A 20,727-nucleotide genomic window follows, 5' to 3' on the forward strand; every position below is an offset into this window, starting at 1 on the left:
GAAAAATGCTGTTGGTGGTTTTTGCCTTTTTTCTAGCTTGATAGCCTAGCTTTTCACCTCCCATTCGGCTTGGGGTGTGGCTGCCGTCCAACTGAACGTTTGACATCTCCAATTTTCTTTTATTAAGGAGCGAAAGACCTATCCATGCCTTTCTGAAAGAGCCATCTTTGCTCCATTTATTGAAATAATAGTAAATGCTTTGCCAGCAGATTTTCTCTTTGACAAAGTATTCTTTCAAACTTAATTCACGCCGCTGACAGACTGTTTTCAGGCGTTTTACAATAAGTTGAATTATTTTTATCCTATCATATCTCGTCGAAAATACTCTTTTTCCTTTGCTTAAAGGAGATAAAATCCATCTTTCTATTTTATATTTGCTGAAGGGTTCTAGATTATTAGTTATTTGAATTGCAATTCAAATTGGCTATTTTTCTCCGAACTCTTTTACTTTTTTAAAAGTTTAAACAACTTCTATAAAAAAATCGATACAAATATCGTCTCCTCATAGATCTAAAAAAATTAGTTATAAAATTTTTATTTTATATTTTTGGAAAAATAAATTCATGAATCGAGACCTCTATATCGATTTCGCAAAAGGATGGGCTACGCTTAGCGTTATATTCATTCATACAACTTTCTGGTCTGGGCAGTTTTACATCCCAACAGAGCTTAGATCGCTAAGTTTGCTCATAGATGTCCCCCTGTTTTTTGCATTAAGCGGTATCACCTCATCCGGAAATATAGAAAAAACCTTTTACCGCCTACTGAGACTACAGATTACCTATATGATATTTGTCACGGGATTGTTCTTTGCCGATTGGATTTTTAAATCTGGATTTATTAACATTTGGAATACAAATGATCTAAAAAGCTTTTATACTATTTTTGGTGAAAAATATGTACCCCAACACATCTCCACCTCTATCAACTGGGCACAACTAGGCAACTGGTACCTCCACAGCTACAGCAATTGTGATACCTTCCCTGTGGTAATGGGTAGCTTTTGGTATCTTAAGGTATATTATATCGTTAGCGTGATGGGGGTACTCATCCTCAGATTTTTTAAACAGCATATTCCATGGTTTATAGGCGGTTGTATTATTCTCCTGCTTATTTTCAACATCAATCAGCAACTCTACCCTTCCGGGCAGGTAGGCTATACCATGTATTATCTGGCTATTTTTCTTATCGGCTTTCTCCTAAAAGGAAAATCAATAAAAAGAACAGTGATTCCTTTTTTATATTTTTTAGCCCTTATCAGTATTATAGCGATGCCCTATTTTTATGACAAGGATATTTATTATAGAATTAACCGGCAGAAATTCCCTCCCCATCTGCCTTATATCATTTGGTCTTCGCTCTCTTTAATTTCGGTATTTGTTTTCTATAATCGCTTAAAAATAACCCGAGACAACTGGATCAACTACATCGGAAGACATGCTATTTTCTTCTACTTTGCTCAGGGAATAAGCTCTTCTCTGATCTATTTTATTGCAGTCCCTCTAAAGGAGCATATTCATTGGTCCCTATTGATCTTCGTAATTTATACCACGAATGTTATTGCAGCTATACTGATCGCAAAGTTTTTGATGAAAGCCGACGCTTTGGGCTGGTATCTTTTGGAAAGGTTAAGAAAAATTACAAGTATAGTATAGACTCCTGAAAACAGCCAATATCCCTACCCCAACAAACTTACATATCAGGCAGACGCCTCTGTAACAACATAGGAATTTATCCTGTCTTAGGTGCAAAATAGAAGGTAAAATTATATTCCGAAAACCCAACATGGCCCTGTTGAGTTTTCGAAATAAATCACTTATATACAGTAATATAGAAAAACAGATGATTGATTGTATACAATAGCGAACCTTATTATCTTTGCTATAATAAAACAGAGAGGCTTAAAGTGTGTTTTCTCCTTTAATTCCCTCATTAAAAACTAATCATTTTTATCATTGCCTATAACACAAAAGATAAAGGATATACAAAATACTAAAACTAACAATATAAAGCCTCCGATTACTGATTCAAATAAAGTCCGGAAAGCATTAAAATTGGAAATAGTCCGAATGATAGTACTATAATTGGAAAAAATATATGACAAACTTAACTTTTCGGAATGCAGACATTTCAGATTTATCCCGAATAGTTGAAATATACAATACAACTATTTCATCACGAATGGTTACGGCTGATACCAAAAATGTTTCAGTAGAAAGTAGAGAAAAATGGTTTAACGAGCATCATCCCCCGGAAAGACCTCTTTGGGTTGTTGAGGATGATTCAAATAAAATGATAGTTAGCTCAGTTTTCAATCTTTTTACGACCGCCTCCCATATCATACGACGGTTGAAATAAGTATTTATTTGGACACTGAACAACGGGGCAAAGGATTAGGAAAGAAAATTCTTCAATATTATATTGACAACGCCCCAAAGTTTGGAATTAAAAACTTACTTGGCTTTATTTTTTCTCATAATGAACCGAGTTTAAAACTGTTCAGGCATTTCGGATTTGAATATTGGGACACACTTCCAAAGATTGCATTACTGGATGGACAGGAAAGAGGATTAAAAATTTTAGGCAAACGAATTAACTGAAAAAATACAATTTATGAACTTTGACATACTCCCCCATATTATAGAACAAAAACCTCATTCTTTATCCTTTGCAGGAAAAGGATATTGTATCTTTATACGCTTTTCCCCCGACCCAAAATTTGGGGACAGCAAACCAATAAAGACCGGGAGGAAAAGAAGTATTTGCAACATTTTTTAATGGAAACATAAAGAGTAAAGGGGAAAATTGTGTATAAAGCTACAGGAGGTGTAATGGGCAGTGACCGATATTATGATTACAACACACAAGAAAACAGCATATTCATCGGCTATACGTTTTATGTGGTAAAATATGGTAACAAGGGCGTAAAGCATTTTGTAAAAAACAGAATATTGAACTCTATTTTTAAATTCGTTTTAAAAGTTTATTGCATATTGGGGTCGGCAATATGCTTTCGAAAATTGCCCTTAGTCCTATATCCGCTAAAAAATTAGCGAACAGGAGATAAGCTATTTTGGTGAAGCATTTAGATTAAATTGCGTTTACGAAATTTCCAAAGCTTATTGGCAACAAAAAAGACTCCCAAATAAAATTATTATCAAAAAAATTATACAAAACTATGTTTAGGCTAAAATTACCAACAGATCCACGTTGGGCTAATATTGCAGAAAAAAATATTGAAGAGGTCTTAACCGACCACGCTTGGTGCGAACAAAAGGCAGCTACCAATGCGATTACACTCATCACCTTACTTCCGGAATATCCGGAAATTGTCACTGAACTTTTATCCATCGCTCAGGAGGAACTGGATCATTTTAACCAGGTGCATGAAATTATAAAAAAAAGGGGATATACACTGGGAAGGCCCAGAAAGGATGATTACGTAAACGAACTTTTTAAATTTATTATTCAAGGTTGTCGCGAAGATTTTATTGTGGATAAACTGCTCTTTGCAGCCATGATAGAAGCCAGAAGCTGCGAACGCTTCAAGGTCCTGACTGAAAACATTAAAGATGAAGAGCTAAAATTTTTTTATACAGAACTCATGATTTCAGAAGCCAATCATTACACAACTTTTATTAAATTCGCAAGACAATTGGGAGATCCGGAAAAGGTTAATCAGCGCTGGGAAGCATGGTTGGATTATGAAGCCCGGATTATCCTATCATATGGAAAAAAAGAAACCATTCATGGTTAAATAATGGAAAATAAAGGTTTTAATTATTACATAGGATTTTTTTTCAGGTCACTCCTACAAGGTTTAGTGATCTTAGGTCCCATTGCAGCTACCATAGGTCTTATTTGGTACTTGGTATCTTCTATAGACAACATTATCCCCACCATTTCGGAGCGGTTTCCGGGGCTGGTTTTTATTTCTGTTATCTTTACCACCTCATTGGTAGGATTTATGGGAACCAAGTTTTTATTGGGTCGTATTCTGGTAGATGCCATCAACAACTTACTAGAACACACTCCTGGCATTAAATACGTTTATTCTTCCCTTAAAGACGTGATGAGTTCTTTTGTAGGGGATAAAAAAAAATTTAACAAGCCAGTGTGGGTAAAAATCAACGATAAGCCGGAAATATGGCGTATAGGCTTCCTCACCCAAGACGATCTCTCTCCGGTCGGGTTAAAGGAAAAAATAGCCGTTTACCTCCCTCATTCTTACGCTATTTCAGGATGGGTTATCCTGACGGAAATGCACAATATCCGCAAAGTAGAGGGAATGAATTCTGCACAAGCCATGAAGTTTGCTGTCAGCGGTGGTGTTTCGGGTTTCTACACCCAAGATACTTCTCATAAGGCAACAGAAAGTGTATAGAAAAGCTGATATAAATATGAAAATCTATTCAAGTCCATTATAGATATTTTTACTCCTAAAGGCAAAGGCCTGTATGCCGTAAAATACTGAAAAACTATACATCACCCTTTAAAGCAGAGATTTCATCCCGTATTTTCGCTGCCTTTATAAAATCTAAATTTTTAGCCGCCAATTCCATTTGTTTTTGCTTCTGAATCAGTAATTCTTGAATTTCTTCGGAAGAATAATGAGCTTGGACTTCTGCCACCTTTTGAGTTGCGATCTCCTTTTGAAGGTACTTTTCGTCCGGAAAATCAGGATTGCGCTTAACCAGAGACTCGCTAATCTTTTTATTCAATGGCTGAGGCTTTATTCCCCGGGATTGATTATAGTGCATTTGTTTCTCACGGCGATAGTTGGTTTCGTCCATAGCTGCCTGCATACTCTTGGTTATCTTATCCGCATACATAATGGCTTTGCCATTCAAATTCCGAGCAGCACGACCTATGGTTTGAATCAAAGAGCGCCGAGAGCGTAACATACCTTCCTTATCTGCATCCAGAATGGCAACTAGGGAAACCTCTGGAAGGTCTAAGCCTTCCCGTAAAAGATTTACTCCCACCAGTACATCAAAGAGTCCTAACCGCAAATCTTGCATGATTTGTATTCTTTCCAACGTATCTATATCTGAATGGATATAACGGGTTCTTATACCGAATCTGGTGAAATATTTTGTCAATTCTTCTGCCATTTTTTTAGTCAGTGTCGTCACCAACACACGCTCGTCCTCTTCCGTTCTCTTTTGAATTTCTTCCATCAAATCATCAATCTGATTTAAGGTAGGTTTGACTTCAATAAGAGGGTCTAATAGACCTGTAGGTCGTATAATCTGCTCTATATAGGCTCCTCCTGTTTTTTGCAACTCGTAATCGGCAGGTGTAGCACTTACATAAATCACCTGATTTTGCATATGTTCAAACTCTTCAAACTTTAATGGACGATTGTCCAGGGCTGCAGGTAGCCGAAAACCATGCTCCACCAAAACTTCTTTTCTACTCCTATCTCCTCCATACATCGCATGAACTTGGGGAATAGTGACATGGCTTTCATCAATGACCATAAGATAGTCCTCAGGAAAGTAATCTAAAAGGCAAAAGGGTCTTGATCCTGGCTCTCTACCATCCATATAGCGAGAATAATTTTCGATACCTGAGCAATAGCCCAATTCCTTAATCATCTCCAAATCGAGTTCTGTTCTCTCGGTTAATCTTTTAGCTTCATAAGATTTATCCATTTGCTGAAAAAAATCCGTTTGCTTCATCAAATCATTCTGAATCTCTTTAATCGCATTTTGCATGGTTTCAGGCGAGGTAACGAAAAGATTAGCCGGATAGATGTTAATTTTATCGAAATCTGAGATTACATTTCCTGAAAAAGGATCGAAACTCTGAATTTTCTCAATAACATCCCCCAAAAACTGAATGCGAATTCCATTATCAGCATAGGCCGGAAAAACATCGATTACATCTCCTTTAACCCTAAAGTTTCCCCTTCCAAATTCATTTAGACTCCTAGAATATAAAGAGTTCACCAAGGTCTGTAAAAGTTTGGTTCTAGAAATAGGAATATCGACATCTAATGAAATAACCGATTTATGAAATTCGGTGGGATTACCTATACCATAGATACAAGATACCGATGCCACGATCAGAACATCCCGCCGGCCTGAAAGCAAAGAGGCCGTTGCAGAAAGTCTAAGTTTCTCTACCTCTTCGTTGATACTCAAATCTTTTTCAATATAGGTATTCGTGGTAGGGATAAAAGCTTCTGGTTGATAATAATCGTAATAACTCACAAAATATTCAACTGCATTATGAGGGAAAAATTCCTTAAACTCCATAAATAGTTGGGCGGCTAAAGTTTTATTATGGGCCAAAACGAGAGTGGGCTTTTGCACTTCTTGCACAACATTGGCAATCGTAAAAGTTTTCCCAGATCCGGTGACGCCTAAAAGGGTTTGGTATTGCTCTCCAACTAGTATGCCTTTGGTTAACTTTTCTATAGCCTGTGGCTGATCTCCTTTCGGCTGATATGCTGATTGTATTTCAAATTTCATGTAAAATAATATTCTATACAAATCTACGAAATAGGAAAGAATGGATAAGATTACAACTTTGCATAAAAGCTTCTTCATTATATGTCAAAACCCTATAAAAAAACTATTATTCAACAGCGTGTATCAGGGCTTGCAAGTTATAAAAAGAGCTAACTCTCTACTCTTTATAAATACGGTCCTTTTACATTATAACTATTTCTTACGACTATATTTTTAGTGATGTATTGTATGATTGCTATTTCTGTCATCCTTGTTAATATCCTAGTTTTAAAACTGTGGAAAAATTTTACATCATTACGCCTGACTAAAAACGATCCCCGATTTGAGAGAATTCGAAAAATCAAGTTGTATGCTAGCCCTTGTTAGGTTAATCTTTCCTAGCTTACGAGGGGGATTTGAATCCTTTTTTAAGCCTTAAATCATAAAAAATAACGGTAATTTATATCCTTAAAAAACTACTATGATTATAAAAAAAATAAGCATTTGATATGGCAAAATAGATAAGCAGATCTTCAAAACTTAATATTTGGCCCTTATTTTATTGATCTAAAAAAGAAATTCAATCTAGATCAGAGCTACATACCCTTTTACTTCAAGTTTAGCTCCCCTAAATAAAATTTTTATTTGAATAATAAAGATATGCTTAAAACACTTTAAATCAAATCATCATTATTTTTCTAAAAAATTGCAATAAATATATTATAGTAAAAAATTGAATAATAATGTTTATTTTTACATTGCTTTTCTGTAAAAAATTTTTAATTTTGATTTCATTAGAAATATTAAGGTATTGATATATTTTTTTACAAAAGCAAAAGCAAAACTAAAAAATCTTATTAAGAAACATAAATCTTTTTATCACAAGTAAATATGCCTATCATAAAATCTTTTTTAATTGAAAAAAATAGCACCCTATTTCAGGTCTTCAAGTTTAACATATTAGAATATTTAAAACAAAAACCATAAATTTTGCTTTTTTTGCATTATTTTTATGCCATATTTGTGAAAATAGAGCAGACGCACTGCTTGTTTAATTTGTATCTTTGTCAACATTAAAAATCAGAATAGAGAAATGGGTTTATTTGATATGTTTACGCAAGAAATTGCCATTGACCTGGGGACAGCAAATACGCTGATTATCCATAATAATAAAATTGTAATTGATCAACCTTCAATTGTCGCTATAGAGCGTAACTCCGGAAAACCTATTGCTGTGGGAGAGCGTGCCAAACATATGCAGGGAAAAACCCATGAAGACATAAAAACTATCCGTCCTCTTAAAGATGGAGTTATCGCCGACTTTCAAGCGTCGGAACATATGATAAGGGAATTTATAAAAAAAATTCCTGGGATTAAAGGCAAACCTTTTCAACCTGCTTTGCGTATTGTAATTTGTATTCCATCTGGCATTACTGAAGTGGAAAAGCGCGCAGTAAGGGATTCTGCCCAAAAAGTAAATGCCAAAGAGGTACGCCTCATTTATGAGCCTATGGCTGCTGCTATAGGGGTAGGAATTGATGTGCAGAAACCCGAAGGTAATATGATTATCGATATAGGTGGGGGAACTACAGAAATTGCTGTAGTCGCGCTAGGAGGTATCGTATGTGATAAGTCAGTGAAGATTGCGGGTGATGTTTTCACGAATGATATCGCCTATTATCTAAGAACACATCATAATCTCTATATTGGCGAACGTACTGCCGAAAGAGTAAAAATTGAAGTAGGTTCAGCTGTTGAAGAACTGGATATGCCTATTGAAGATATACCTGTACAAGGTAGAGATCTGATTACCGGTAAGCCTAAAGAAATTATGGTCGGATACAAGGAAATTGCGCGCGCCTTGGATAAATCTATTATCCGTATTGAAGATGCGGTAATGGAAACCCTTTCTCTTACGCCTCCTGAGCTCGCAGCAGATATTTATAAAACTGGAATTTATTTAGCCGGTGGTGGTGCTTTACTGAGAGGTCTAAGTGATAGAATCCATAGAAAGACAGGTCTCCCTGTTTTTGTAGCAGAGGATCCACTAAGAGCTGTAGTGAGGGGAACTGGTATTGCATTGAAAAATATGGATAAATTTAATTTCCTCACGAAATAGTAATTTTTTATCAATCTCTAAAAATTTAGATGAGCTTTCTGGTAAGACTCTTTTCAAGATACGGTTTTTTTGTGTTCTTTGTTTTCTTGCAGATTATTGCTGTATGTCTTATTTTTAGGAAAAATGCCATGCAGCAGTCGTTTATTGCTGCCCAAACCTCGGCTTTTAATTCGAGAATTTCTGGCTATATTGATGAAGGAACCAACTATCTTAAATTAAAACAGATTAATGAAGACCTTGTGGCTCAAAATAAGGCATTAATGATTGAGCTATACGGTAAAAATAGTACCGATCCCCCTAAGTATACAAAAGTGAATGACTCCATTAAGGGGGAGCAAGTTTATTCCTTTGTTGATGCGGATGTCATTTTTAACTCCATTAACAGAAATGACAACTATTTTACCATTAATAGAGGTTCTAAACATGGAATCAGCCCTGAAATGGGAGTTATCTCTCCTCGGGGAATTGCGGGTATCATCATCAATACTACGAGTAACTACGCATTAGCACAATCGATTCTCAGTGTCCATAAGATACGTATTAACGCTGCCCTTAAAAATTCGGGGTATTTCGGCACTTTGACCTGGCGTGGAGAAGATACTCGAACCATGCATCTCTCAGATGTCCCGCGATATGTCCCTTTAAAAATAGGGGATACAGTGGTTACAGATGATAAATCTTCTATTTTTCCGAAAGGGATTATGGTCGGGAAAATAGCAGGTTACGATGTAGATCCTAAAACTGGATTCTGGGATATATCAGTGGAACTAAGCGAAAAATTAGGTCAAACTCAAAAAGTATTCGTCGTTAATAATCTAAAGAAAACAGCATTAAAACAAATACAGGATACTTTAACCAAAGTCCAAAATGATAAGTAGAAATATTATTACAGATTTATTGATGATTGCAACGTTTATTACCTTGCAAATTTTTCTATTCAATAAACTTGCGATCTCTGGATTATATATTCCGGTTATCTATCCTATTTTTGTAATGTTCTACCCCTTTTACCGGAATAACTATATCTATCTGTTTTCTAGTTTTTTATTGGGTCTAGGAGTAGATGCATTCCTTGGAACATGGGGGATCAATGCTTTTTCTACCTGTTTGATCGCCTATTTTAGAACACAATTATTTCAGTCTTCTATTTCTAATGACGCGGACAGCTTCTCCTTTCAATCGATTAAGTGGACTCAATTTTTATTTTTTATATTTCTGAATATTTTTATTCACCAACTATTGGTTCAGTATTTAGAATTTTTTAAATTGAACAGGGTTCTGGACGTTTTTATAAATGTTATTTTTACTACTGTCATATCCTTTGTATTTGTTACACTATATGCCTTAGTTTTTAGAATTAAACAAAAAGTGTGAAACCTTATTTTAGAATTTTAGCTTTTACCTGTTTTATAGCGTGCTTATTTATTGCACGCCTGTCTTATTTACAGCTATTTACCGACAAATATGCTTTAAATGCGGCCAATACCTCTATAAAAAAACAATATATCATTCCTCAACGCGGTGTTATTTTCGACCGCACTGGTAAAATCTTAGTCGGTAACCAGCCTTCGTTTGAAATTTCTTTTACACAGTCACTGATGAAGCCTGACTTTGACACTTTATCTTTCTGTAATTTAGTAGGAATGAGTAAGGATCAGTTTATCCGGCGTATAAAAGAAGTTCAATCAGAAAAAAACTATTTAAAATTCTTACCGGCAACCTTTATTAAGGACTTAAGCCGTGAAGATATTGCGGGAATACAGGAAAGAATATTTAAATATCCTGCCTTTTCTATAGAATCACGACCACAAAGAAAATATGAGATTAACACCTCGGGTAATCTATTGGGTTATACGAATCAGGTTAGTCCAGACTATATAAAAAGAGATTCTACATATTACCTCCCAGGAGACATCGCAGGTATGACTGGCGTGGAAAGATCTTATGAAAAACCCCTACGAGGTACCAAAGGTATTAAGTATATTCAAAAAGATATCCGACTCAGGAACATCGGCCCTTATAAAGGGGGGAAGCTTGATGAGCCTGTACTACCAGGTAAAGATCTGACCCTCACCATCGACTATGATCTACAGAAAATGGCGGAAGAAATGTTGGTGAATAAACACGGAGCCATCGTGGCGCTGGACCCCAACAATGGGGAAATTCTAGCCTTAGCTTCCGGTCCCGATATAGATCCTAATCTATTTACAAGTGCTGAAAAAAATAAAAATTTATACCGCCTGCAGACAGATACTCTATACGAAAATCGACCGACCTTTGATCGATCCTTACAAGCAGCTTATCCTCCAGGCTCAATTTTTAAACTTCTAACCGCTTTAGCAGGAATGCAAATGGGCGTTTTTGATGAGAAAACGGTTTTTCCATGCGCAGGTGGTTTTAATTATAAAGGATTAAAAATAAAAGGTCATGGCGGTGCTGTACCGCTCATCCCTTCTATTAGAGTATCTAGTAATTGCTATTTCTCTCATGCTTATCTGGCCATCGTAAATAAATATCCTAATGATCCTTCCAGAGGTGTAGATGAGTGGAAAGAAATTATGAATAGCTTTGGTGTGGGCGTATTTCTTAACAATGATCTTGCCGTAGGTGCAAAGGGAAGAATTCCTACTGGAAAATATTATGAAAACCGGCAGAAATATCTGAACCACGGAAAAGAGCAAAAAAACTGGAATCCTTTAAGTACGGGAGCCGTGTTTAATGGTATGGGACAGGGTGATATTTTGTTAACCCCCTTACAAATGGCTAATTTTGTAGCGGCTATTGCCAACAAAGGCTGGTATATTACACCTCATATCGTAAAGTTAATTGACGGAAAAGCGAACCCCGATGCTCGTTTTAAAGTTAAACACAGAACCCTAATAGACCCCAAGCACTTTCTACCCGTATTAGAGGGTATGGAACAAGTGGTACTGGCAGGTACCGCAAGAGGATTAAAATCAAATGATTTTACACAGATGGCTAAAACCGGAACAGCTCAGGTTCCCCAAGGAAAAGATAATTCCATTTTTGTACTCATAGCCCCTGCAGATAAACCTAAAATAGTAGTAGCCGCAGTAATGGAACATGCTGGATTTGGAGCTACTTGGGCGGGTCCTGCTGCAACCGTTATCGCCGAAAAATATATTACCGGTGAACTCAAGAGAGATTATTTATATAAAAAAATGGTAAACTCTAGCTTTATGCCAGAGTATAAAAGACAATGGATCTCCAATCTTAAAAGAAAAGGCCTATACGTAAATCCAAAATCTGATTCTGTACAGATCAAGAAAACCACAGATAGCATAAAAGCACAGAAAACAACCACCGAATCACAAAAATAATAAATTAAAATGAAGAAGATTGAAGGAATCGATAAATTAGGATTAGGACTCTATTTTCTACTCTGCATTTTTGCTATTGTAAACATCAATAGCGTAGATCCTGTTTTGGGAAAAAAGCAGTTCATATTTTTTTGCATTTCATTATTTGTAGGTTTTATTATCTTTTGTACCCGCAATAAGTTTTTTGAAAATATGGCTGTTATTATATATATTGCCAGCATTCTTTTACTCGTCGGCCTCTTTCCCTTTGGTAAAGAAATCTTAGGCCAAAAAAACTGGTATAAATTCGGGAGCTTCACGATGCAACCGGTAGAGTTTGCTAAAATAGGCACAGCCCTAGTTCTGGCTAATTATGCTGCAGGCTCTGATTTTGACATTAAAAAAAATACCGACTATTTATTAATCTCTATTGCGATTATAGCCATTCCAGCCCTCATTGTATTAGCGATCCCAGATGTGGGATCACTCCTTATTTTTACTGCTTTTTTTATCACCTTATATCGGGAAGGCTTAAGCGGCTGGCTATTTGGAATAGGCATTCTCTTTGCAGGCGTATTTCTGATTTCTATCAAAGTAAATCCTCTTTATGTCATTATAGCCATCACCATTATATCGGGTTTGCTAATATTATTGAACCATGATAAAATTATTTGGAATATTATTTCTACTCTCTCGATTTCAGGCTCTTTTTTAGTTTTGTGTAGTCTCGCTTTTTTCTCTCCTAAAGTTTTTGAAAAACTTCCCAAACACCAAAGAGAAAGAATTGAAGTCCTGTATGAAGGCGAATCAAAATTTAGGGAAACCTCTGGTTATAATTTGCTTTATTCCAAAACAGCCATAGGCTCGGGGGGCATTTGGGGAAAAGGTTATAAAGAAGGTTCGGTTACACGAGGCAAATTTGTACCGGAACAGCAAACGGATTATATTTTCTGCACCGTAGGAGAAGAATGGGGATTTATTGGAAGTTTATTGCTTATTATAGCTTACGTCATTTACATCGGCAGAATATATTACCTCTCAGAAAGGCAGAAGAACCGATTTAACCGTGTTTTTGGCTACAGCTTTGCCTCTATACTATTGCTGCATTTTTGTATAAATTTAGGCATGGTTATGGGTCTTTTCCCTACAGTAGGTATACCACTCCCCTATTTTAGCTATGGAGGAAGTTCCTTGCTCGCCTTCTCTATTATGACTTTCATATTCTTTAAACTCAATTATGTAGACCACCATAGCTTGGTATAAATCATCTACTCATAGCTTAGAAATAGGAGTAAAATTCTATACAACTATACCAACTGATTTAATAATAGGATTGAATTTAATAGAAAAATCGGTTCTAATTTCAGCACAGAACTTATAGGCTTAACCATACAAATTTATAGAGAAAAAACTCTTAAAAAGTTAAAATGCTGTACAATAAAGAGATTTCTTTTAAGTTTTTATTTGTATTCAGAGGAATACAAACTATAACGATGAGAAATGATGATGCTTATAGGGATGTCACTGATGTCACTCTTGAATTCAAAAAGAAGTCGGAAATTTGGTCTAGAATCTTTAGAAAATCCCTGTAATGGAAATAAAATATTGCTTAAAGGTTTTATTTATGAGCGTATTTATTAATTATTATCTACAATAATTCTCTTTGCCATCCGGTATCTACCTCTCCAATAAGCATCATCTAATGAAGATACCATTACTCCCCTTGATGAGGAAGCGTGAATAAATTTAATTTCCCCATCAGGTAATACTTCTTCAACAATACCTACGTGAGAAATTCGTCCTCTCCCTGAACGAGCAAAAAAGATGAGATCTCCTTTCTGAAGCTCATTTTTTGCAATACTCTCACCCTCATTGGCCTGAGAAGCAGCTACTCTGGGAAGCTTCATTCCGGTAACTTCATTATATACCGATAATACAAATGCGGAGCAATCAATCCCTTTTCTTGTCATTCCTCCTAAGCGATAAGGGGTCCCCAAATAAGTATAAGCTTGTTGTAAGATATTATCAATCGTATGGTCCCGCTTCTCCGCTTCTCTTAAGGCTGCATCCATTTCGGCCTTTTCTAGAGCTGCTAGTGATACCAAGGATTCTTCAGCCTTTTGTTTAATTTTTTTGTTGGCCTGAGCCAATTTATTAGAGCTTATTTTAGGAAGGGTAGTTTTTTCTATTTTGTGTTTTATAGGAGTGGAGACAACATAATTAGAAACACATGACTCCAGAGAGAAAATTCCTATAAAGGCGACTAAATAAAGCGAGACTCTTTTATTCATATATATTTAATTACGACCGAAAATGCATTTATCATTTTCAAGAAATACCTTGCAAAATTAGAGAAAGGGCCTTGGTAGCTTTTTATAAGTTTCATGTAAAACTGGGTATTTTAACATAGTTTAACGTTTTAGTCTAAAGTGTTAAAAAGTAAAAAACCTAGAAATGTGGATCTTAAATAAGTTTGTTTTATTTTTTTTTTAAGATTTATTAACACTTTGTATATTACTCTATCTACTGCTCTCATCGTCATTGAAAATGGTAAATAGAATCTCAAGAAAATCAATTCGTCCGCCTAATTCCTTTATGTTTACGAATCTCCACTAACAAATAATCCAATCCATTGAGCTTGATTTCATAAACTGTAGACAGCCACATACCTAATTTACCCGAAGGCATACCTTCCCTATGAAACCATTCCAAATAATGCATCGGAAGATCTGCGATAATATCACCTTTATGTTTTCCAAAAGGCATTTTTTGAGTTACAATATCTTCTAATATTTTAGTATCCATAAACTGTTTTATTGATGTGTAAAAAATGGCTCTGCTACTTATCTGATATAATTCACCACTGTTCATCCTCTCATGTATCTAACAACACACTATAGCTAATGAAATTAAGTACTTACTCGGGCGGGCACCATATTGTTTTCAGCAGTCCTCCCTACCAAAGAGTACACTGTAGCATATTATCACCTGATTTATGAGGAATAAACAATGACTAGCAGCTATGTTTATTTTTTAAAATGATCAACCTCCTCTACCCGATAAGAAAGATATGCAGAATACATCGTTGCATAATAAAATAGAGCAGTAACCACGATTCCTATACAACAGAAGAATAATCCTGTAAGAGAAATGACAATCGCTACAAAATTTAAAATTAAAAAGTTTAGGTAGTTTGCTTTTACAATAGCAAAAGATTCTTTAATAGCCTCTATCACACCTTTTTCTTCGAAGATTAGAATAGGATATCCCAAAAACAGAAAGGGCATAATAAAAATGGCCGGAACTAAACACATATTGGATGTAACAACAGCGACCAAGGTATACACCAAACTAAAGAGCATAATATTTAAAGTATTCTTTTTGTAGCCGATAAACAAATCGGAAAGATCTAACTCCTGACCAGAATTTTTTTTATGCATAAGGTAAATAATACCCCCTATAAAAGGAGATGCCAACGCTATGAAGAGAATCGAGCAAACCTGCCACAATACAAGAGACTGACTTGCATAGATCTCTTGGAAAAATTCATAGCTATCTCCCGACGACTCATTAAAGCTCATTACTTTTGTCCAACTCCCCGTTATAAAAAATAAAACATAAAATACCAGTGTTATAAATAAATTAACAACGAGTACATATCCTATAATATATTTATAATTTTCAAAAGCATGGGATATAATACTTCCAGAATCTCTCTGTGGTTTGACTAAGAAAGATTCAAATTCATGAAATTTAGGCATAATAATTAATAAATTTAGAGTTGTTACTTATATCAAATATATTACATGTTGGGTTAAATTCATAATCCAGTGGACTTACCCTGACTAAATAATGTTATATTTTAAACGATATATATTTTTCTTTAAATATTTAAAAAATTCTTTAGAGTCGTTTATATAGATTGATTTATTCGAGTGGATAAGTGATAATAAAGACAGCTGAATAAAATATTTATCGGTAAGTTTATAGTCCCGTATCATAAGTTTTTATCTGCTAAAATGATAGCTATCATTTACAAAGTCTTTTTATCAAGGAATAACAATCACTTATATGCGATCCCATAAAGTTAAGAATGAGTGCTATCGGTATGCTTCCTCCTCCTATAGTTTAGCGGTTCTTATGTAATGCTTTCTACTTATATTAAAATAGTTTTTTTTAAATTTTCACCTCTCTATGCTTTTATCATTCATTCTCCCTTACCCACTTCTAAATGGCCTCATAAAGCCCTCCTAAACGAGAGATCTTTCATTAAAAATTCTATATGGATTGGTGTGCCCCCTACCATCATTTTTTTAATTCTTTTATAAAAAATATATAAGATAACTTCATCAGATATCTATGTGATATTATCAAAAAAGAGACCGTTTTAATTCGTAGAGCAATAGCATCTATTTTTAGTGGATGGAGACCAAGATAAACGCTTGTTCTGAAAACCGACAACAAAGAGAAACATCTCTTACCGGTATACATTGGTAAGAAACAAAGAAAATTACGACCTCAGCGGATACTTTATATTTAAGCTATGATCGTTATAAAGAATTTACACCTTGCGTTTTCGAACTAAATACACTGTTTACTTTAAGCTTTATCCTAATGTTACTGGCAATAGCTTCCTGTAATAGGCATACAAAACAGCATTCCAAAAGGGTAAAGTAAGCAATAAACCTATTCCGCATAAAAATATTCCACAGTAACTTCCGACTATGGCCAATAAAAATACAGATATACTCTTCCTCATATTATTGATAACAAGCTTAAAACTGAGTTGAAGCGCTTGGAGAATACTCTTCTGTTCCAAAAAAATTAAAGGCCCTGTTAACAGTGTTAGTAGAATCCATACAGGCATTAGGATAAAAAACATTTTACACACATAATAAATTGCGCCCCACAATAAAGCATAACCAAAGTATTTAAAAAAGTTACTCCCCTCAAAGCCTACAAACAAATCTGAAGTGAAAACCTGCTCATTTTTATCCATCTTATTATAGATGTTGAAAAGGCCTAAATTTAAAGGAAATAAAAGAGCCATTACCCCTACCATCCAAAAGCTAACACTGATAAAATTTTCAGAAGTAATAATTTCTAAATATTTCTCTCGAGCAGCACTATTATGGCTACTAAAATATACAGATAGTTCTTGGATTTGCGCTAAAATTCCATAATAATCAAATAAAAAATAGGTCAATCCTAAATAAACCATAAAGTAACATAAGGAAAAAAGTATTTGAAACCTCAGGGTCTTGCCCCAATACCCCACTGCTTCTGTTATAATCTGGGAAAAAGAATTTATCTCTCTTAGCTGCTGCATAATTAAATTTTGAGCAAAAATACATATCTTCTTGCTTATTTTTGCATTATGATATTAACAAATAGAAAAGAGTTTTCCGAAATGGATCGGCTTTCTGAAAAAAAAGAGCCCTTTGTTTTCATCATAGATTTTTTTAAGCAAAATATTCTTCTCTTTAGCTTAGCTGAATTACAGAATAATCGTGATGTATTGGTGCATTTCGAACACTATAGGAATTATCTGCCCCAAGCAAGGCTCAGAAAAAAGCCTTTTTTGTATAGATTTCCTGAAGAATTTGACGCCTATAGAAAAGGCTTTGATCTGGTAAAAGAAAATCTTTATCAAGGCAACTCTTATTTAATTAATTACACCCGGAAAACCAAAATAAAAACCAATCTCACCCTACAGGATATTTTTTACCATTCGAGGGCTCAATATAAAATCTGCTACCAAAATGAATGGGTATGCTTTTCGCCAGAGACTTTTATAAAGATTGAGAATCAAAGAATCTCCACTTTTCCGATGAAGGGAACGATTGACGCAGCAATCCCTGATGCGGAAAAAGTTCTTAAAAAAAGCACCAAGGAAAAAGCAGAGCATTATACCGTTGTAGACTTGCTTCGAAATGACCTCAGCATGGTGGCAGATAACGTGAGATTGGTAGATTTTCAGAAAATCAGCTATATTAAAACTCATAAAAAAAATCTTTATGCCATGAGTTCTGAAATTGAGGGAATAGTGAAATTAAAATACCAAAATAAAATTGGAAGCATTATGCAAACATTACTACCTGCAGGCTCTATATTGGGAGCGCCAAAGGATAAAACTTTAGACGTTATTTTGCAAAGCGAAAGCTATGCCAGAAAATTTTACACCGGTGTATGTGGTTATTTTGATGGAGAAAATCTAGATTCTGGAGTGATGATTCGGTTTATAGAAAAAGAAGGAGATCAACTCTATTTTAAAAGTGGCGGAGGCATTACCCATCTTAGCCAACCTATCGATGAATATGAAGAAATGATTAATAAAATATATGTCCCTATTTATTGAAAGTATACGCATACAGAATAAGCGTGCCTGGTTATTAGATCTCCATCAGCAAAGGATGGATGCCGTATTCTCGTATTTTGGCAAAAATAATCCCCACCTACTGAAAAACTATCTCCCTAAAGGAGAATATACCCAAGAGGGAATTTATAAATGGCGTGTGTGCTATGACCTATCAGGATTCATTCATAGCCAGGTACAAGCCTATACCCTTAATACACCTGGTGGGTTCAGTCTGGTGAAAGCCGATCAACTCAATTATTCCTTTAAATATGAAAACCGCGAAGCACTTAACAAACTGGAAAAGTCGGCGGGTGGGAATACTGCTATATTTTACCAAAATAGAAAAATAACCGATAGCTCCTATTCCAATCTGATTTTCGAAAAAGACATGGAATGGTATACTCCAGAAACTTTCCTTTTAAATGGGGTTATGCGCCAATACTTACTTAATACACATCGCATCAAAAGCAGAGATATAAGCTTGGATAACCTACATGAATTTTCATCCTTTCAGATGATTAATGCAATGATACCTTTTGGAACACAAAAGTATTGTATTGACTTTATTCAGAATCTTTTTCGGGATTAAATTTTATGTATTCAAAGTAATCTTTTAACACGTGAGCATTAGCTTCCTCTCTGGTATTGATTTCAAGAATCTTAGGCTGAGTACTTGGTTTAAAAAAATTTTCCAGTACTAAAGTGAAACCTTCTCCCTTTTCTACCTGAAAATAATCGAATTTAAAATGCTTGGCAATATAAGCCGCATTTTTCCTATGAGAAGTCGCTATATACTCTCCCATAGCATTGGTATCTTCGGGTCCGGGGATAATCCGGAAGATATTACCCTCTCCGTTATTTACTATAATAATACGTGTATAAGGAGGGATATAGTTATTCCAAAGCCCGTTTATATCATAGAAAAAACTCAAATCTCCGGTAATCAGTACAACCGGATTTTTATCCATCATTGCAAATCCCATAGCAGTGGAAGTACATCCATCTATCCCGCTAGTACCTCTGTTACAATAAATGGTATTTTTTTGTGAAAAATTAAACAATTGCGCATATCGGATAGCAGAGCTATTGGAAACATGTATATTATACTGTTCTGGAATATTTTCAGCCAAGTCTCTAAAGACCATAAGATCCGAAAAGGACAATTTTTGTAAGTACTCCTGATGACGAACATCTTTTTGCCCGCGTCGCTTATCCCAAAGTTTATAATAGGGTTTTGGAGATAAGGTCACCTTTTTTACCAAATGAGAAAAAAAGACTTCATGATCCACCCTTATCTTATCTGTAAGAGCAAAATAAGTATCTGGTTGCCAGTGGGGATCTATATGCCAATGACGATGAGGAGATGCCTTTCTTAGAAAGAGCTTTACTTTTTTTGAAACTACATTTTGTCCTACTGTAATTAATAGATCAGGTGCAAACGTTTGAAAATCTTCCTCATTAAAATCAAAAATATAACGGTCGATATGATTTAAAAATTTCGGATGGAACTGGTTCGAATTAGCTTCTGTTAAAATAACAGCAGAATGGTTTTTCACCAATTGCTCTAATAAAATATTTAGTTCCTGTGAAGGCGGTAAACTCCCTAACAAAATCAATACTCTTTCACTTGTATTCCAGTCTGCAATTTTTTCAGCAGGGAGCTCGTAAATAGATTCTGTAGTTTTCTTCTCAACAGCCGCCATAGGAAGTAATTCGGGAGTCATCTCGTATAGAGGTTCCGATAGAGGAATATTAATGTGTACCGGGCCCTGTTGATCAATACAAAGCTCTATTGCTTTTTTTACTGTTTCCCAATTGTCTTTATCTGCATTCTCTTCCTCATCTTCTTTCATTTGAAAATTGCCATAGGAATGCTGATGATAAAGATTGTTTTGGCGGATGGTTTGCCCGTCAAATAAATCCACAAAACTTGAAGGTCTATCAGCTGTTAAAATTAACAACGGTATGTTTTGGTAAAAAGCTTCTACTATTGCAGGGTAATAATTGGCTGCTGCAGATCCACTGGTACAACAAATGGCAACAGGCTGTCGTAAACTTTTCGCCATGCCCATTCCTACAAAAGCTGCAGACCTCTCATCCACAATACTGTAACAAAAGAAATCATCCTCAGAAAAATGTACCGAGATAGGAGCATTTCTGGATCCAGGTGACAATACAATACGATTAAGGCCATATTGTTTGAGTAGATGAGCTAAAATCTGAATACTTCGCTTAGAGGAATACTGCTTCATGAAGTTATAAAATATAAATACAAAACTAACAAAAAAACCCGTAGTCGTAAAAGTTTAAGCTATAATTAAAGGGCTAAAAACATCAAGATTGGGGATAAGAACCTACAGATATACACACAAAGTTTTCTATACTGAATATGAATTATTCCGTTATTGTTTTTTCAAAAGCTTTACAAGTGCTCCACAATAACCCTGATTGAGTTTTTGAAAAATCGCGCGC

The 20,727-nt window shown here is 35.2% G+C and carries 18 protein-coding genes; 11 read left to right on the top strand and 7 right to left on the bottom strand.

The window, feature by feature from the left end:
- A partial coding sequence (locus tag GNY06_RS09170) for a transposase (protein ID WP_166519806.1) occupies positions 1 to 238 on the bottom strand: 238 nt, incomplete at its 3' end.
- Between the two features lie 325 nt (positions 239 to 563).
- Here GNY06_RS09170 and GNY06_RS09175 point away from each other — a divergent pair.
- The 4 genes from GNY06_RS09175 (at position 564) to GNY06_RS09190 (ending at position 4,384) form a co-directional block, all read left to right on the top strand.
- On the top strand, positions 564 to 1,655 hold the full coding sequence (locus GNY06_RS09175) for an acyltransferase family protein (RefSeq protein ID WP_166519807.1): 1,092 nt from the start codon (positions 564 to 566) through the stop codon (positions 1,653 to 1,655).
- 711 nt (positions 1,656 to 2,366) lie between these two features.
- Positions 2,367 to 2,600, top strand: coding sequence for a GNAT family N-acetyltransferase (locus GNY06_RS14265; protein WP_244614402.1), 234 nt, complete (start codon positions 2,367 to 2,369; stop codon positions 2,598 to 2,600).
- A gap of 578 nt (positions 2,601 to 3,178) precedes the next feature.
- Positions 3,179 to 3,757: a tRNA-(ms[2]io[6]A)-hydroxylase gene (gene miaE, locus GNY06_RS09185; protein WP_166519808.1), complete on the top strand. Its 579-nt coding sequence runs from the start codon at positions 3,179 to 3,181 to the stop codon at positions 3,755 to 3,757.
- Positions 3,758 to 3,760: 3 nt separating this feature from the next.
- Entirely contained in the window at positions 3,761 to 4,384 is a 624-nt protein-coding gene (locus tag GNY06_RS09190; RefSeq protein ID WP_166519809.1) for a DUF502 domain-containing protein, read from the top strand.
- Between the two features lie 94 nt (positions 4,385 to 4,478).
- On the opposite strand, the gene uvrB is transcribed toward GNY06_RS09190, so the two are convergent.
- Positions 4,479 to 6,479: an excinuclease ABC subunit UvrB gene (uvrB, locus tag GNY06_RS09195; protein WP_166519810.1), complete on the bottom strand. Its 2,001-nt coding sequence runs from the start codon at positions 6,477 to 6,479 to the stop codon at positions 4,479 to 4,481.
- Positions 6,480 to 7,551: 1,072 nt separating this feature from the next.
- Here uvrB and GNY06_RS09200 point away from each other — a divergent pair.
- The 5 genes from GNY06_RS09200 to rodA are packed head-to-tail and all read left to right on the top strand — an operon-like array spanning position 7,552 to position 13,160.
- Positions 7,552 to 8,577 (top strand): rod shape-determining protein, encoded by a 1,026-nt coding sequence (locus GNY06_RS09200; protein WP_166519811.1) that lies wholly within the window; start codon positions 7,552 to 7,554, stop codon positions 8,575 to 8,577.
- 29 nt (positions 8,578 to 8,606) lie between these two features.
- Positions 8,607 to 9,455, top strand: coding sequence for a rod shape-determining protein MreC (gene mreC / locus GNY06_RS09205; protein ID WP_166519812.1), 849 nt, complete (start codon positions 8,607 to 8,609; stop codon positions 9,453 to 9,455).
- On the top strand, positions 9,445 to 9,951 hold the full coding sequence (locus tag GNY06_RS09210; protein ID WP_166519813.1) for a rod shape-determining protein MreD: 507 nt from the start codon (positions 9,445 to 9,447) through the stop codon (positions 9,949 to 9,951). The genes mreC and GNY06_RS09210 overlap by 11 nt, the downstream gene beginning before the upstream one ends.
- Positions 9,948 to 11,918, top strand: a complete 1,971-nt coding sequence (locus tag GNY06_RS09215) for a peptidoglycan D,D-transpeptidase FtsI family protein (RefSeq protein ID WP_166519814.1) — start codon at positions 9,948 to 9,950, stop codon at positions 11,916 to 11,918. Before GNY06_RS09210 ends, GNY06_RS09215 begins: the two co-directional genes overlap by 4 nt.
- A 9-nt stretch (positions 11,919 to 11,927) precedes the next feature.
- Positions 11,928 to 13,160 (top strand): rod shape-determining protein RodA, encoded by a 1,233-nt coding sequence (gene rodA, locus GNY06_RS09220; RefSeq protein ID WP_166519815.1) that lies wholly within the window; start codon positions 11,928 to 11,930, stop codon positions 13,158 to 13,160.
- Between the two features lie 374 nt (positions 13,161 to 13,534).
- Here rodA and GNY06_RS09225 read toward each other — a convergent pair whose 3' ends face one another.
- The 4 genes from GNY06_RS09225 to GNY06_RS09240 form a co-directional block, all read right to left on the bottom strand.
- Entirely contained in the window at positions 13,535 to 14,188 is a 654-nt protein-coding gene (locus GNY06_RS09225) for a C40 family peptidase (protein ID WP_166519816.1), read from the bottom strand.
- Positions 14,189 to 14,468: 280 nt separating this feature from the next.
- The gene (locus GNY06_RS09230) at positions 14,469 to 14,702 is read right to left on the bottom strand and encodes a DUF3820 family protein (protein WP_166519817.1); all 234 of its coding nucleotides are present in this window, start codon (positions 14,700 to 14,702) and stop codon (positions 14,469 to 14,471) included.
- Between the two features lie 221 nt (positions 14,703 to 14,923).
- Positions 14,924 to 15,658, bottom strand: coding sequence for a hypothetical protein (locus GNY06_RS09235; protein WP_166519818.1), 735 nt, complete (start codon positions 15,656 to 15,658; stop codon positions 14,924 to 14,926).
- Positions 15,659 to 16,503: 845 nt separating this feature from the next.
- Positions 16,504 to 17,226, bottom strand: a complete 723-nt coding sequence (locus tag GNY06_RS09240) for a hypothetical protein (protein ID WP_166519819.1) — start codon at positions 17,224 to 17,226, stop codon at positions 16,504 to 16,506.
- Between the two features lie 48 nt (positions 17,227 to 17,274).
- Here GNY06_RS09240 and GNY06_RS09245 point away from each other — a divergent pair, with 48 nt between their 5' ends.
- A complete protein-coding gene (locus tag GNY06_RS09245; RefSeq protein WP_166519820.1) occupies positions 17,275 to 18,255 on the top strand; it encodes an aminodeoxychorismate synthase component I in 981 nt (326 codons plus the stop codon).
- Positions 18,239 to 18,844, top strand: coding sequence for an aminotransferase class IV (locus tag GNY06_RS09250; protein WP_166519821.1), 606 nt, complete (start codon positions 18,239 to 18,241; stop codon positions 18,842 to 18,844). The genes GNY06_RS09245 and GNY06_RS09250 overlap by 17 nt, the downstream gene beginning before the upstream one ends.
- On the opposite strand, the gene menD is transcribed toward GNY06_RS09250, so the two are convergent.
- Positions 18,819 to 20,507: a 2-succinyl-5-enolpyruvyl-6-hydroxy-3-cyclohexene-1-carboxylic-acid synthase gene (gene menD, locus GNY06_RS09255; protein ID WP_166519822.1), complete on the bottom strand. Its 1,689-nt coding sequence runs from the start codon at positions 20,505 to 20,507 to the stop codon at positions 18,819 to 18,821. The genes GNY06_RS09250 and menD overlap by 26 nt on opposite strands.
- Positions 20,508 to 20,727: the final 220 nt, after the last annotated feature.

It is taken from the genome of Elizabethkingia argenteiflava, assembly GCF_009904105.1.
Taxonomy (GTDB): domain Bacteria; phylum Bacteroidota; class Bacteroidia; order Flavobacteriales; family Weeksellaceae; genus Elizabethkingia; species Elizabethkingia argenteiflava.

Excerpts from the sequence above, each read along its gene's own strand:
- uvrB (WP_166519810.1), bottom strand. The coding sequence starts at position 6,479 with ATGAAATTTGAAATACAATCAGCATATCAGCCGAAAGGAGATCAGCCA.
- menD (WP_166519822.1), bottom strand. The coding sequence starts at position 20,507 with ATGAAGCAGTATTCCTCTAAGCGAAGTATTCAGATTTTAGCTCATCTA.
- GNY06_RS09230 (WP_166519817.1), bottom strand. The coding sequence starts at position 14,702 with ATGGATACTAAAATATTAGAAGATATTGTAACTCAAAAAATGCCTTTT.
- GNY06_RS09175 (WP_166519807.1), top strand. The coding sequence starts at position 564 with ATGAATCGAGACCTCTATATCGATTTCGCAAAAGGATGGGCTACGCTT.
- GNY06_RS09250 (WP_166519821.1), top strand. The coding sequence starts at position 18,239 with ATGTCCCTATTTATTGAAAGTATACGCATACAGAATAAGCGTGCCTGG.
- GNY06_RS09245 (WP_166519820.1), top strand. The coding sequence starts at position 17,275 with ATGATATTAACAAATAGAAAAGAGTTTTCCGAAATGGATCGGCTTTCT.
- rodA (WP_166519815.1), top strand. The coding sequence starts at position 11,928 with ATGAAGAAGATTGAAGGAATCGATAAATTAGGATTAGGACTCTATTTT.
- GNY06_RS09190 (WP_166519809.1), top strand. The coding sequence starts at position 3,761 with ATGGAAAATAAAGGTTTTAATTATTACATAGGATTTTTTTTCAGGTCA.
- GNY06_RS09235 (WP_166519818.1), bottom strand. The coding sequence starts at position 15,658 with ATGCCTAAATTTCATGAATTTGAATCTTTCTTAGTCAAACCACAGAGA.
- GNY06_RS09225 (WP_166519816.1), bottom strand. The coding sequence starts at position 14,188 with ATGAATAAAAGAGTCTCGCTTTATTTAGTCGCCTTTATAGGAATTTTC.
- GNY06_RS09240 (WP_166519819.1), bottom strand. The coding sequence starts at position 17,226 with ATGCAGCAGCTAAGAGAGATAAATTCTTTTTCCCAGATTATAACAGAA.
- miaE (WP_166519808.1), top strand. The coding sequence starts at position 3,179 with ATGTTTAGGCTAAAATTACCAACAGATCCACGTTGGGCTAATATTGCA.
- GNY06_RS09200 (WP_166519811.1), top strand. The coding sequence starts at position 7,552 with ATGGGTTTATTTGATATGTTTACGCAAGAAATTGCCATTGACCTGGGG.
- GNY06_RS09210 (WP_166519813.1), top strand. The coding sequence starts at position 9,445 with ATGATAAGTAGAAATATTATTACAGATTTATTGATGATTGCAACGTTT.
- mreC (WP_166519812.1), top strand. The coding sequence starts at position 8,607 with ATGAGCTTTCTGGTAAGACTCTTTTCAAGATACGGTTTTTTTGTGTTC.